Annotated in this window: 13 protein-coding genes and 1 pseudogene; 1 reads left to right on the top strand and 13 read right to left on the bottom strand. The window is 55.5% G+C overall.

Features of this window, described 5'->3' with window-relative positions; translation table 11 throughout:
* Positions 1-248: 248 nt before the first annotated feature.
* The 7 genes from ligA to P398_RS0115295 all read right to left on the bottom strand — a co-directional run bounded on the left by ligA (position 249) and on the right by P398_RS0115295 (position 9068).
* Positions 249-2243 carry an NAD-dependent DNA ligase LigA gene (gene ligA, locus P398_RS0115265; protein ID WP_029336058.1) on the bottom strand — a complete coding sequence of 665 codons (1995 nt, stop codon included), beginning with the start codon at positions 2241-2243 and terminating at the stop codon, positions 249-251.
* Between the two features lie 9 nt (positions 2244-2252).
* A complete protein-coding gene (pcrA, locus tag P398_RS0115270; protein WP_029336059.1) occupies positions 2253-4469 on the bottom strand; it encodes a DNA helicase PcrA in 2217 nt (738 codons plus the stop codon).
* 39 nt (positions 4470-4508) lie between these two features.
* Positions 4509-5204 (bottom strand): heptaprenylglyceryl phosphate synthase, encoded by a 696-nt coding sequence (gene pcrB / locus P398_RS0115275; RefSeq protein ID WP_034799277.1) that lies wholly within the window; start codon positions 5202-5204, stop codon positions 4509-4511.
* Positions 5205-5281: 77 nt separating this feature from the next.
* Entirely contained in the window at positions 5282-5518 is a 237-nt protein-coding gene (locus tag P398_RS0115280) for a hypothetical protein (RefSeq protein ID WP_024371762.1), read from the bottom strand.
* Positions 5519-5530: 12 nt separating this feature from the next.
* Positions 5531-6898: a TrkH family potassium uptake protein gene (locus P398_RS0115285; protein ID WP_029336062.1), complete on the bottom strand. Its 1368-nt coding sequence runs from the start codon at positions 6896-6898 to the stop codon at positions 5531-5533.
* A 50-nt stretch (positions 6899-6948) separates the two neighbouring features.
* Positions 6949-7257: a YerC/YecD family TrpR-related protein gene (locus tag P398_RS0115290; protein WP_024371764.1), complete on the bottom strand. Its 309-nt coding sequence runs from the start codon at positions 7255-7257 to the stop codon at positions 6949-6951.
* Positions 7258-7325: 68 nt separating this feature from the next.
* On the bottom strand, positions 7326-9068 hold the full coding sequence (locus P398_RS0115295) for an adenine deaminase C-terminal domain-containing protein (RefSeq protein ID WP_029336063.1): 1743 nt from the start codon (positions 9066-9068) through the stop codon (positions 7326-7328).
* Positions 9069-9543: 475 nt separating this feature from the next.
* Between P398_RS0115295 and P398_RS16695 the strand changes: the two are divergent.
* Positions 9544-10888: pseudogene (locus P398_RS16695) on the top strand (IS1182 family transposase); the annotation flags it as partial.
* Positions 10889-11026: 138 nt separating this feature from the next.
* Here P398_RS16695 and P398_RS17070 read toward each other — a convergent pair.
* The 6 genes from P398_RS17070 to P398_RS16705 all read right to left on the bottom strand — a co-directional run bounded on the left by P398_RS17070 (position 11027) and on the right by P398_RS16705 (position 13567).
* Positions 11027-12223: a putative bifunctional diguanylate cyclase/phosphodiesterase gene (locus tag P398_RS17070; protein ID WP_326932479.1), complete on the bottom strand. Its 1197-nt coding sequence runs from the start codon at positions 12221-12223 to the stop codon at positions 11027-11029.
* Entirely contained in the window at positions 12142-12540 is a 399-nt protein-coding gene (locus tag P398_RS17075) for a hypothetical protein (RefSeq protein WP_235263452.1), read from the bottom strand. Before P398_RS17075 ends, P398_RS17070 begins: the two co-directional genes overlap by 82 nt.
* Positions 12468-12776, bottom strand: coding sequence for a hypothetical protein (locus tag P398_RS17080; RefSeq protein WP_029336069.1), 309 nt, complete (start codon positions 12774-12776; stop codon positions 12468-12470). Before P398_RS17080 ends, P398_RS17075 begins: the two co-directional genes overlap by 73 nt.
* Positions 12737-13132, bottom strand: a complete 396-nt coding sequence (locus P398_RS17085; protein ID WP_029336070.1) for a CHASE4 domain-containing protein — start codon at positions 13130-13132, stop codon at positions 12737-12739. Before P398_RS17085 ends, P398_RS17080 begins: the two co-directional genes overlap by 40 nt.
* Complete coding sequence (locus P398_RS17090) at positions 13065-13280, bottom strand: hypothetical protein (RefSeq protein WP_235263454.1); 216 nt, start codon at positions 13278-13280, stop codon at positions 13065-13067. The genes P398_RS17085 and P398_RS17090 overlap by 68 nt, the downstream gene beginning before the upstream one ends.
* 128 nt (positions 13281-13408) lie before the next feature.
* Positions 13409-13567 carry a phosphoribosylglycinamide synthetase C domain-containing protein gene (locus P398_RS16705; protein WP_235263498.1) on the bottom strand — a complete coding sequence of 53 codons (159 nt, stop codon included), beginning with the start codon at positions 13565-13567 and terminating at the stop codon, positions 13409-13411.
* Between the last annotated feature and the right edge of the window lie 18 nt (positions 13568-13585).

Raw genomic sequence — 13585 nt, forward strand, 5'->3', positions numbered from 1 at the left:
CGACACAGCTATCCGATGACAGCGCCGGGCACGGAGGGGGAAGAGAGGATGATTGTGCGCGAGTCGTGGTGTCAAAGGGTCCTCTAATTCAGGAATATTTTCCAAATGGTTTGGATACTATTCATTACCCTTCCCACGTTTCAGCGAACCCGTCGAAACTCAGGATTTTTTGAACGTTAGGTCAATGAAAAAAAGTCCTCGATTGGAACAGACCACCATTTGGTCCATTCCAATCGAGGACGGTCATATCACGCATGATCCGCCAAAAAGGCGAGCAGCGCCGCTTCATCCCACACTTCGATGCCGAGCGTCTCCGCTTTTGCAAGCTTCGATCCGGCCTTCTCACCGGCGACGAGCAGGTCTGTGTTCTTGCTGACACTACCGGTCACGCTCGCTCCGAGAAGCTCGAGCCGCTTCCCGGCCTCGCCGCGTGTCATTTCGTGAAGTTTCCCGGTCAAGACGACCGTCTTCCCCGCCATCGGGGCGTCCGTGTCGACAGGTCGTTTCGCACCTTTGAACGTCAAGTTGACGCCTGCTTCATCAAGTTCCCGGACGAGTTCACGTGCCTCCGGCTTCTCGAAATAGAGCGTGATCGATTCGGCCATCTTCGTGCCGATGCCATCGATCGCGGTCAAGTCTTCCACGGAGGCTGTCATGATCATGTCCATCGTCTCGAATCGCTCGGCAATGAGCGTCGCCGCCTTTTGCCCGACGAGCCGAATGCCGAGGGCGAATAAGACGCGTTCGAGTGAGTTCTGTTTTGATTGGTCGATCGCCGCGAGCAAGTTCGACACCGACGTCTCTCCCATCCGTTCGAGCGCGAGGAGCGCCTCACGATCAAGCCGATACAAATCGGCGACGTTGTGGACGAGACTCGCTTCGTGGAGCTGGGTGATCACTTTTTCACCGAGACCGTCGATATTCATCGCCGGACGCGACACGAAATGGATGAGCCCTTCGAGCAGCTGGGCCGGACATTCCGGATTGACGCAGCGATGGTCCGCCTCGCCTTCTAACCGGACAAGTTCCGAACCACAAGCCGGACAATGTGTCGGGAAGACGATTTCGGTCTCGTTCCCGGTCCGCTCACTCTCAATCGCCGAGACGACGGCCGGGATGACGTCCCCGGCCTTTTTGATGACGACCCGGTCGAACAAGTGCAGATCCTTCTCTTTAATGAAGTCCTCATTATGAAGTGTCGCGTACGTCACGGTCGACCCGGCGACAAGCACCGGTGCAAAACGGGCACGCGGTGTCACTTTCCCGGTCCGTCCGACGCTGAAGTCGACGGCTTCGATCGTCGTCACGACTTCCTCGGCCGGAAACTTATACGCGACGGCCCAGCGTGGACTTTTCGCCGTGAAACCGAGCTGTTCTTGCTCTTCATACGCCGCGACTTTAATGACGATGCCGTCGATCTCGTACGGCAGTTCGGTCCGTTTCGTCACGTACGTCTCGATGTAGTCCCATAACTCATCGGCCGTCTGACACGTCGTATATTCTTGGCTGACGGCGATGCCGAGACGCCCTAAATATGCGAGCGCCTCGTCATGCGACGCGACGAGGTCGTCGGTCGAGACGAGCCCGTACGCGAAGAATGCCAAGTTGCGCGAAGCCGCGATCTTCGAGTCGAGTTGCCGGAGCGAGCCCGCCGCGGCATTGCGCGGGTTGGCGAACAACGCCTCACCCATCCGTTCCCGCTCATCGTTCAAATGTTCGAACGAACGCTTCGGCATGTACGCCTCGCCACGCACTTCGAGCGTGACGTCTTCGTTCAGCCGGAGCGGAATCGAGCGGATCGTCTTCAAGTTTTGTGTGATGTCCTCACCCGTCGTCCCGTCGCCCCGCGTCGCCCCGCGCACGAGACGGCCGTCTTCGTACTTAAGAGAGACGGCGAGACCGTCAAACTTGAGTTCGGCGACGAAGAGCGGACGATACCCGAGATCTTTCTCGATGCGGTCGACCCATTCGATGAGTTCTTCCTTCGTGAAGACGTTTCCGAGCGAGAGCATCGGTGTGTCGTGCGTCACTTTGACGAACGCGTCGAGCGGAGGCGCACCGACCCGTTGCGTCGGTGAGTCCGGACTCCGCAACTCCGGATAATCGGTCTCGATTTGGATGAGCTCGTTCATGAGCCGGTCGTATTCAGCGTCCGGCACACTCGGCCGGTCGAGCACGTAATACTCATAGCCGTACTGGTTCAATTGTTTCCGTAGCGTCTCTACTCGTTCTGTCATCTCCATACCATCACCTCACGCTTTTTCAATCGGGGCGAACTTGGCGAGCAGACGCTTGATTCCGACCGAAGGGAAAGCGATGTCGAGCTCGAGCTGGTCCCCTTCCCCGCGTGTCTGCACGACCGTTCCTTGACCCCATTTTTTATGGTTCGCTTTATCGCCGACGTTCCAGCCGATCGACTCGGCACCTGACGATTGGGCGAGCTTCGGCTTCGGTTTCGAGCTGAAACCGTTGACCGGAAGTTTCCCAGGTGATTCGACCGGATTCCACGGCATCGCCTTCTTCGCTTTTCCTGAGCGCTCGAGGAGCGTCTCCGGCAACTCGTGCAAGAAACGTGACTCCGGGTTGTTTTGGAACCGACCGTACAGCATACGGGATTGGGCCCGCGTCAAATAGAGGCGCTTCTCCGCTCGGGTGATGCCGACGTAGGCGAGACGGCGCTCTTCTTCCATCTCTTCCGGGTCGTTCAAAGAGCGGCTATGCGGGAACAGTCCTTCTTCCATCCCGATCAAGAAGACGACCGGGAATTCGAGTCCTTTCGCCGAATGGAGCGTCATGAGTGTCACTTGGTGCAACTCGTCGACTTCTTCGAGCGAATCGAGGTCCGAGACGAGCGTCAAATCGGTGAGGAAGGCGACGAGCGTCTGTTCATCGCTTTCTTTCTCGAAGTTTTGAGCGACCGATAAAAATTCCTGCAAGTTCTCGAGCCGGCTTTCCGCTTCGAGCGTCTTCTCGATTTTAAGCATCTCTTCATAACCTGACTTCTTCAACACTTCTTCAATCAACTCGGAAATCGACAAGTAGTCCGCCATTTGACGAAGGTCGATGATGAGTTTTCGGAACTCGGCGAGTTTCGTCGCCGTCCGTGGTGCGATGCCGGACAGTTCGATATCACGAATCGCTTCCATGAGCGAGACGCCTTGCATCGATGCGAAATCACCGAGCTTGTCGACCGTCGCCGCGCCGATGCCGCGTTTCGGTTCGTTGACGACTCGCACGAACGAGATGTCCTCATCCGGGTTGGCGATCAAGCGCAAGTACGCCAACACGTCTTTAATTTCTTTTCGTTCATAGAACTTCGTGCCGCCCACCATCTTGTATGGGATGTTCGATTTGAGCAGCATCTCCTCAAGACCACGTGATTGGGCGTTCGTCCGGTACAACACGGCCATCTCGCCGTAATCGATGCCTTCTTGACGCAGCTCTTTCATTTGATTGATGATGAAGAACGCTTCGTCGCGGTCGTCCGAGGCGACATGTAAGAGGAGTTTCTCCCCTTCGGCGTTCTCCGTCCAGAGCTGTTTGTCTTTACGACCCGAGTTGTTTTGGATGACACCGTTCGCCGCCTCCAAAATCCGTTTCGTCGAGCGGTAGTTCTGTTCGAGTAAGATGACGTGCGCGCTCGGATAGTCCTTCTCGAACGTCAAGATGTTGGCGATGTCCGCGCCGCGCCAGCGATAAATCGATTGGTCCGAGTCACCGACGACGCACAAGTTCTCATGTGCCTCGGCGAGCAGCTTGACGAGCGTGTATTGGGCCCGGTTCGTATCTTGATACTCGTCGACGTGGATGTATTGGAACTTCTTCTGATAAAACGCGAGCACGTCTGGCGCTTCCTGGAACAATTGAATCGCCTTCATGATCAAATCATCGAAATCAAGGACGTTGTTGTGCTTCAACTTCTTCTCATACGCCGTATATACGTCCGAGATGACTTTCTCGTACGGGTTGTTGCCGACGAGTCCGGCCGCGTCTTGCGGCGTGCGAAGCTCGTTCTTATGGTTTGAGATCATGCCGAGGAGCGTCCGCGGCTCGTACTTCTTCGGGTCGAGGTTCAGCTCTTTGAGCACTTGCTTGATCGCCGTCAACTGATCGGACGAGTCAAGAATCGAGAAGTTCCGATCATAACGGATGCGGTCGATATCTCGGCGCAAGATCCGGACGCACATCGAGTGGAACGTCGAGATCCAAATATCGTCCGCGACACCGCCGACGAGACGGGCGATCCGGTCTTTCATCTCACGGGCCGCCTTGTTCGTGAACGTGATGGCGAGAATGTTCCATGGTGCGATCTGTTTCGATGCCATCAAATAAGCGACGCGGTGCGTCAAGACACGTGTTTTCCCTGACCCGGCCCCTGCCATGATGAGCAGTGGGCCGTCCGTATATTTGACTGCCTCCGCTTGTGGAGGGTTCATGCCTTTGACCAATTCTTCACTCAAGTTATACATAATCGTTTCCTTTCTTCGTTCCAAACGTTTGTTCTTATTTTATCGGAGTGCCGCTACAGTCGCAAGCGCTCCGTCGAGATTCTCGTAAATGACGTTTCCGACGACGATCGTATCGACGTGCGCAGCCATCTTCATCGCTGCTTCCGCCCCGTCGATCCCGCCTCCATAAAACAAATGGGCGTCTGGGACGGCGAGGCGCACTTCTTTGACGACGTCCGGCGAGCCGAACGTGCCGCTATATTCAAGGTAAAGGGATGGCAGACGGAACAGGTGGTGGCCGGTCTCGGCGTAAGCGACAACTTGCTCGAGAGAGAGCTCGGTTCGCGCCTCGGTCACCTCGGCGACTTTCGCCGCCCCATTCAAAACGATGTACCCTTGCCCGGTCACGTGACGTGCTTCAAACAAATGCCCGTGGCGTTCGAATGCCCGGACTTGATGACCGACCACCCAGTCGACCGTCCCGGCGTTCAACACGGTCGGGATGAAGTAATGGTCAAACCCTCGTATCGTCTGATCCGGGTGACTCAACTCAAGTGCGACCGGGATGCCACATCCGTTCAGCCGATTGAACAACGTGAACGTGTTCTCGGCATCGATGCCGTCCGTACCGCCGATGAGAAAGGCATCCGTGCCCGACTGAATGAGCGCCGACAGCGCCTCATCCTCCAGCCGCTTGTTCGGGTCGAGCTTAAATACGTGGCGCCAGGCGTGAAAATCCATTCGAAGTCCCTCCATTCGATACCTCCTCTAGTGTAGCGATTTTTTTAGTCGGTTGCATCTGTTGACGAAAAAAAGACTTGCCGAAGCAAGTCTTAAACACGACGGGCCGCGGCCCGTCGTTCCCGGTCCGTCAACCATTTCGCGACGAGAAGCGCAAACGCGCCGTACACCGGGACGAACCAGAGCGGATTGGCGAGAAAGAAGCCGAGCACCGGGATATCGAGCAACGGCGAATCCGGTGAGCAGAGCGCCGTCCCGTTGACGATCGCGATGAACGGTAAGACGGGAACGACGAACACGTAACCGAAGTTGATCCAAAATGCCTTCATGGTGTTGTCTCCTTAACCTAAGATAATCGATTCTTTCGGATAGTTGTACATCCGTTTCGGCTGTCTCCGTTGCAAGATCAAGATGAAGGCGATGACCCCGATCCGACCGATGAACATCAAGATGGTGAGCACCCATTTGCCGACGTTCGAGAACTCAGAAGATAGTCCGACCGAAAGCCCCGTCGTCCCGAACGCCGAGCACGCCTCGAACAAGATTCGCGTGAGCGAAGCATCTTCAAAGAACGCGAGCACCATGACACCCGAGAGTAAGACAGCGAGCGAGACGGTAATGATGACGAACGCTTTCCAAATGTCCTCGAGCACAATCTCGCGCCCGAAAATCTTGATCGACGAGTCACCGCGGATGAACGCGATGACCCCGAGCACGGCGACGGCGAACGTCGTCGTCCGAATCCCCCCACCGACCGAAGACGGGGAGGCGCCGATAAACATGAGGATCGACAAGAGCAACATGCTCCCTTCCGAGAACAAGTTCACGTCGACGGTCGACAGTCCCCCGTTTCGTGTCGTCACGGACTGGAACAGCGAGTCCGACAGCGCGAGCCAGAGCGGTAACTCTTTGAACGCGTTGTTGTATTCGAACAAGAACAACCCGACCGTTCCGACGGCGATCAAAATGAAGAACGTCGACACGGTCAACTTCGTGAATAAAGAGAAACGGCGAGGGAAGTTCTCCCGCTTGCGCATGATCCGGCTCGTCAAATACGTTCGAATCTCGATGAGAACTGGGAACCCGATCGCACCGCCGGTCATGAGCGCGATTTGTGTGAAGATGACGAACGGATCTTCCCGGAACGGCGCGAGCGAGCTGCCTGTAATATCAAACCCGGCGTTCGTCGTCGCACTGACCGCCCCGAACAGCCCTTGCAGGAACGCTTCTCCGGCCGTGTCAAAGTAGTTTAAGTAATGGAAACCGAGCAACACCGCCCCGACCGCCTCGATCGCGATGACGGTAATGACGATTTCCGTGATGTATTTGATGATACCAGACATCGACGTCTGGTTTTGGTCACGTAAAATGAGTTGCCGCTCGCGGAAGCCGATACGCTTCCCGAGCAAGATCCACATGATGACGTGAAGACTGATCAACCCGACACCGCTCACTTGAACGATGAACAAGATGATGAATAGGCCGAACGTCGAGAACGTGTCCGCGACGACAATCGGGGTGAGGCCGGTGACACTGACACAACTGACCGCGAAAAAGACGAGGTCTGTGAACGTGATCGTCACCCCTGGCTTGTGCGCGATCGGAAGAGCGAGCAGAATGATCGACAAAAGCGCAGCCGCGATGTAGATCAACACGAGCGTTTGGACCGGTGTCAGCTTTCGGAAGAACAGCTGTAAATTTCGTTTCATAAACTTGTCTTTCATCATGCCCCTCCTTTCCATCAAAAACAAGATGACTCTTACGAGTCACCTTTGTCTGATTGGTTTAGGCGTTCAAGGGCAAGATCATAGCCACCTGACCCGTAGTTCAAGCAACGCTTGACACGGGAAATCGTAGCGGTCGAAGCACCTGTCGCTTCTTCAATTTTATGATATGTGCTACCTTCACGAATTTGGCGCGCCACTTCTAACCGTTGGGCTAACGCTTGAACTTCGTTGACGGTCGCTAAATCTTCGAACAATTGATAGCAGTCTTCGAGCGTGTCGAGCTTCAAGATCGCCTCAAACAGCTGATCGAGTTCACGCCCTCTTAATTTATCGAGTTGCATCCGCAAGCATCCTCTCTCCATCGTACTTCTTTATCATTCTAAAGCACGACCGCCTCGGACTCAACTGTTCATCGCAAAATCGCTGGAAATAGTATTTGTTTTTTCATCACTTCGTAAATTCCGAGCGGTGTCGCACGCACGTACGGCAAGTGGGTCGAGGCGAGGAACAGTAGCGTGTAAATCGGGTCTTCGAAGTGATACCCGCGTGCCACGAGTTCATTGCGTAACTGTTTCTCTTGATGAATGAGCCGTTCGACCGGCTCGATCGATGTCATGCCGCAGAGCGGGAGCGGGATCTCGGCGATGATCTCGCCGCGGTCGACGAGGACGATGCCGCCGCCAAGTTCTTTCATGCGCGCGAACGCCGTCAACATGTCTTGTTTGCACTTACCGAGGATTAAATAATCGCCGCTGATCGAGTACGAGCTGACGAGACCGCCGAAGTCGTTAGCGAACCCTTTCAATACCGTGTTCAGGCGCCATTTCCCTTCTTTATCGAGCAGCATGAGGAACGACTCGTCCCCGTCGCGTGGCAGTTCGTCTTGTCCGGTGTCATGTGTGATTTTGAACAGCTTCATGATGACCGAGTTGACCATGTCGAGCCCGACCGGCATACTGAACGACAGGTCGCTTGGGGTCAACTCGATGTCGACGTCCGTCGCTGGCATAAGCGCGAGTGACGCTTCGACCAGCTCGTCCGGGAACAGCGACATCCCGTCACGAACAATCCACTGTCCTTTCGCGATGACACTCGACGGACGCGGGTCATCGATTGCATCCAAAACGTTCAGATGCGCGATACGGCCTGGGGCGATTGAGCCGAGGACGTGATCGAGCCCGAAATGACGGGCCACGTTCAACGACACGATGCGATACGCCTCGATCGGGTCTAAACCAGCCTCGATCATGATGTTCACGAGCGCATCTTGCATGCCGTCCTCATAAAAGCCTGGTGTCGACCCGTCCGTCGTCACCATGAGATGGTCGAACGTCGATAGTCCCGCCTCGAGCAAACCGCGCATCATATGCGGCAAATCCGGGCGAATCGAAGAATGACGCAACGTCGTCGTATACCCATGTTCGAGACGACAGAGCGCCTCTTCGGCTGTCATCGCCTCATGGTCGCTGTGGACACCCATCAGCGCCATTTTCGTGAGCGTCTTCGCCGATGCCCCCGGGAAATGTCCCTCGACCGGAAGACCGCACGTCTCGGCGTCGAGCATCCATTGGAGCATCTCGTCGTCTCCTTTTAACGTCCGCGGCCACGCCGTCAACTCGCCTGCCATGATGACGTCCGGGTGGTTGAACCAGTCGTGGATGCGTTCCGTGTCGACGAGGACGCTGTCGCGATCGAGCTCGGTCTGCGTGTCGAGCCGCGCCCACCAGTACGTGCTCGTCGGGAGTTGTTGCATCGCTTCAAGTTGCGCAAACGCTTGCTCCTTCTCTTGTAAAAAAAGAAGCATGTTGTCGTTCACGAGCGTCGTCGTACCCCGTTCGCCTGCATACTTTGACAGCGTCGCCGGGTTATACAGTTGAAACGGATGCGCATGCGGCTCCATGTAGCCTGGAACGACAAACTTTCCGGAGACATCGACCGTCTCGACCGCCGCTTTCGGCAAGTCCGGTCCGACGTAGACGATGCGGTCATTCTCGATCCAAATGTTCGCTTGTTTCCATTGTTTCACGTACAAATTCAAATAAGTCGCATTCGTCAAGACGAGCGAAGGCGGCCGCACTTGGTCCACGACCTCAAGTTGTGAGCGAATCATCGTTTTTGACCACGGTGCCCGCGCCGATCGTTTAGTTGGCATCGAACCCAGTCCTCCCTTAATCGCTTCATTTATTATCAGAAGATAATTTTGTAAGCGTTTTCTTTATACTGCTTCAAGTTTACCTTTTCTCTGAAACCGTCGCAAGTTATGTTCACCATTGTAACGAAATTCACACAAAGTTTACACAAATAAAAGACGCTTCTACGAGAAGCGCCAGATTGTTGACTAACAGAATGTTTTCGCTCCTCCTCTTGGCGCCTCCGCTTTCCTAGGGGCGAGCAGGGAGCCGCATCGCGACGTTGTCGCTGCTGGGTCTCCCTCCGCTCGCTGATCCCTCAGGAGTCTCCGGCGCCGTCGGATGAGCGTCGCGAGAGGCCGCCCCTGGGTGGCCTCTCGTCTTTTTCTGAGGCCTCGACGGCCGATAGAAAAAGCCCCCAATGCGGGCTAAAACCTCGAAAAGCGGGAACTGGTATGTATGGATCGTCACCGCCTCCGAACAGGAAGGGGAATCATCATGTACCGAGCCCATATCGCCAAACGCCATGAACCAATCCGCACCGACGCCTCGCTGGACCAACTGGTCCCGAAAGACCACCTCGTCCGCAAACTCGACCGCCACATCGACTTCTCCATCGTCCACCGGCTATGCGCGCCACTGTATTCAAACACCGGACAGCCCGGCATCGACCCCGAGATCCTCATCAAGATCATCCTGCTCGGCCCGCTGTTCAACATCCGTTCCGTGCGACAGACCATCAAGGAAATCGAGACGAACCTCGCGTACCGTTGGTTCCTCGGGCTCGGGATGGACGAGAAAATTCCCGACCATTCGACGATCAGCCAGGCCTATCGACGCCGGTTCGCCGGCACGGACGTCTTTCGACAAATCTTCGAGGACATCGTGGGCCAGGCCGAAGCCCACGGCTTCATTTCAGGGCGCATCCTGATCACCGACTCGACCCACATCCGAGCCAACGCGAACAAGAAGAAGTTCGACAAGGTCGAGGTCGAGCAGGTCGTCGGCGATGTCGAGGACGAGCTTCTCGGCCGGGTGAACGAGGAACGGGCCAAACGAGGAAAAAAGCACTGAAGCCCGCGCGACAGAAGAAGAAGCGTCGACTCATCAAGGTGAGCCGGACCGACCCTGACGCGGGCTATATGTACCGTGACCAGAAGCCGGAAGGCTTTTTCTGGCTGGTGCACCGGACGGTGGACGCCAAGCACAACCTCATCGTCGATGTGCACGTCACGCCCGGGAACGTGTCGGACAGCACCGTCTATCTTGACCGTCTCGACTATATCCTCAACCGTTTCGCCTATCCGCTCGAGGCGGTCGCGCTCGATGCCGGGTACTACACGACCGAGATCGCGAAGGCGCTCGTCGAGCGCGGCGTTTTCGGCGTCATCGCCTGGCGGCGGTTCGGTGGGAAGAAGGGGATGTTTCGAAAGACGCGGTTCACCTACCTGCCGGACGTGGACGCCTATCTGTGTCCGGCGAAACAGCACCTCACCTATAAGACGACCGACCGTCACGGCTATCACCAGTACGCGTCCAATCCTGCCATCTGTCAGAACTGCCCGCTCCTCGAGAAGTGCACGTCAAGCCGATCGCATCGGCGCGTCATCAACCGCCACATCGATGAGTCCTACCGCGAAGCGGTGAGCGATAACCGTCTGTCCGCATCGGGCAAGCACCTCTACCGTCTCCGGCCACAGACGGTGGAGCGCTCGTTCGCCGACGGAAGGAGCTCCACGGTCTCCGCTTCACGTTCTACCGGGGGAAAGAGGCGGTGGACCGCGCCAACCTGGTGGCAGCGACCGCACAAAACATGAAGAAGCTGGCCAACCTGTTGGCCGAAAACGACCGTCTACATAGCATTTTTTCAATTTTATGTCGGGCAGAGCGCCTCGAGCTCGTTGAACACAAAAAAAGACGAACCCATTCGCCAGAAGCGAATGGGTTCGTCAACAGCCTGACGCTTCTACGAGAAGCGCCTTCACCAGTCATACAGGGTGACCGTTTTCTTTAAATAATGCTCGAGCTGGGCGAGCGGGACCGGCTTGCTGTAATGATAGCCTTGGATGAGCGAGCTGCTATGTTCAAGCACGAAAGCGAGTTGCTCCGGCCGTTCGACCCCTTCGGTGACGATGTCGAGACCGAGCGTATGGAACGTTTGATACAGTCCTTCGAGCAACGCCCGATCGAACGTGTTCTCCGGGATCCCTTTCACGAAGTTTTGATCGATTTTGATCAAGTCGAGTTGGAGCGACTGCAGGAACGACAGCGAAGACGTCCCGACCCCGAAATCATCCAGCGAGATTTTGACACCGAGCGTTTTCAACGACTGAATGAACTGTTGCAATTCATATAAGTTGCCGCCGACCTCGCTCTCGGTAATTTCGACGTGAAGTAAATGAGGGTCAAATAACGTTTCTGCGAGCACATCTTCGAGTTCGGCTAAAAATGACCCGTCTGCGATTTGCCGTTTGGATACGTTAACCGATAAGAACAAATGGTGTCGCATACTGTGCTCCTTCATCTCGGACACCGCTTGACGGAGCACCCAACATCCTAAGTCCGAGATCAATCCGAGCTGTTCGGCGATTGGAATGAACAGCCCTGGCGACACTTGACCTTTCACTGGATGGTTCCAGCGGATGAGGGCTTCGACGCCGCGCACGGCGAACGGATGCGGCGATACAATCGGCTGGTAGTACAGCTCGAACTCATCGTTCTCGAGTGCCCGTCTCAAATCACGTTCCATCTCAAGCGTCTGCAAGTAGTGGCTGCCATCTTCAATCTCTTGGAACGCCAAAATCCGTTTTTTCCCGGATAGTTTCGCCTCATGCAAGACGACGTCAAGCCGTCCCATCATGACCTCATACGTATGATGGGGATGCCGCAACGCGAAGACGTCCAATCCGATCGTCGTCGTCAACCCTGTCACCCCGTTCATTTCGGACCAGTCGGCCAAATCTTTCGTGAGCCGGCGGGCGACCGGACGCAATTCGTCGAGCGTCCAATTCGGGTGAAGGAACATAAATTCATCGGCACCGATGCGGGCGACAAACCCGTCTTCTTTATAAAAATTCAGCCGTGATGCGATGTAAATCAAGACGGCATCACCCGTGCGATGACCGAACTGGTCGTTGATGCGGCGGAAGTCGTCAAGATCGAGGCCGATGACACCGATTGATCGTCGCCACCACGCACGCTCGAAAAATAGTCCTCAATCGCCAACCGATTTGGTAGTTGCGTGAGTGCGTCCCGGTACGCCTTATCGAGCACTTCTGCCCTCGTGTCTTCGAGCGCGGCGAGCACCTCGTTCATGCTGACGGCCATCTGTTCAATCTCGTCTTGGCTCTGTTCGTTCAAACTGATGCGTAGACGACTATCTCGCTCAATTGTGATCTGTTTCAACTCATCGCCAATCCCCATCAATCGACGAATGATGACGTGGTGGATCGTCCATAATAACGACAGAAACAGTCCGACACCGAGAACGAGCAACGCCAGTATGCCGAGCGTAGCATCGTCACCGTGTTTTGGTAATGCGTCGGTTCGACGACGAAAGTGATGCCATAGTCGGTCTTGTCATATACCGTATCGAGCGGGATGACGACATGTGTCAGTCCGTCCCGTGACGTGATCGTCGTGTCGGTCGCTTCGGTCAACCCTACAGCGAGCGGTAACTTCGTCTGGGCACTCAAATCGGCGACGAAATGACTGCTGACGAACTCGAGCATGACGAGCGTCCCTTCGGCCGGGCACTGCGGTCACTTTGAAGAATCGGATGCGTCGCATAAAAGACAGGCCCGTATTCGCTCTCATAGATCGTGCTGCGCGTGTTGGCGTCAGCTCGGACGCGTGAGGCGATATCAGCCAAAAACGCCTGTTGCTCAGGCTCAGTCAACGACAAGCTCTGTTTTTGGAACGTGGCGTAATGGACGTCCCCGTCTCGATTCAAAAACAGCATCGCATTGACGTTCAAATTATCGAGAGACGCCTCGCTGATGTTGCTGTCGATGAACGTCTCATTCTTTCCTTGGATGAACGCATACGCGTCGTTCCATTGCCGCCCAATCGACGAGCGTCCGCTCAAGGCTACTCTTCCGATTCACGAGTGTTTCGGTCACGCTTGCGATTTGACTGTCGACCGCAAGACGGTCCCGCTCATACCTCTGTTCGATGAAATACGGTCGGACGACAAAGAAGATGACGCCGACAAAAATGAGGATATTCAACGCCACCGCAATCATCAGTTTGTCCGAATGCGCATGCCGACCACCTTCTTCCTTCAATCTACTCCATTATTGTAGAGCAGGAAGTTGTGATTCCCTTCTTTTCGCATGAAAAAAAGGATGGGTTGACCCATCCTTTAAAAAATATGAGCAAGCGCCCGACCCGCAATGTCGGTCCGATAAAACGTATTCGGCAGTTCGAGCGTCTCGAGCGCCGCATATACCGTCTGCTTCGCTTCGAGCAACGTCGGTTTTGTTGACGTGATGACGAACAACCGGCCGCCGTTTCCGAGCACACGGTTCCCGTCACGCGT

Origin of the sequence: Exiguobacterium aurantiacum DSM 6208 (assembly GCF_000702585.1) — a bacterium.
Lineage (GTDB): Bacteria > Bacillota > Bacilli > Exiguobacteriales > Exiguobacteriaceae > Exiguobacterium > Exiguobacterium aurantiacum.

Bases quoted from the DNA above. Each gene is read 5' to 3' on its own strand.
- ligA (WP_029336058.1), bottom strand. From the start codon at position 2,243: ATGGAGATGACAGAACGAGTAGAGACGCTACGGAAACAATTGAACCAG.
- pcrA (WP_029336059.1), bottom strand. From the start codon at position 4,469: ATGTATAACTTGAGTGAAGAATTGGTCAAAGGCATGAACCCTCCACAA.
- pcrB (WP_034799277.1), bottom strand. From the start codon at position 5,204: ATGGAGGGACTTCGAATGGATTTTCACGCCTGGCGCCACGTATTTAAG.
- P398_RS0115280 (WP_024371762.1), bottom strand. From the start codon at position 5,518: ATGAAGGCATTTTGGATCAACTTCGGTTACGTGTTCGTCGTTCCCGTC.
- P398_RS0115285 (WP_029336062.1), bottom strand. From the start codon at position 6,898: ATGAAACGAAATTTACAGCTGTTCTTCCGAAAGCTGACACCGGTCCAA.
- P398_RS0115290 (WP_024371764.1), bottom strand. From the start codon at position 7,257: ATGCAACTCGATAAATTAAGAGGGCGTGAACTCGATCAGCTGTTTGAG.
- P398_RS0115295 (WP_029336063.1), bottom strand. From the start codon at position 9,068: ATGCCAACTAAACGATCGGCGCGGGCACCGTGGTCAAAAACGATGATT.
- P398_RS17080 (WP_029336069.1), bottom strand. From the start codon at position 12,776: ATGCTCGAGTTCGTCAGCAGTCATTTCGTCGCCGATTTGAGTGCCCAG.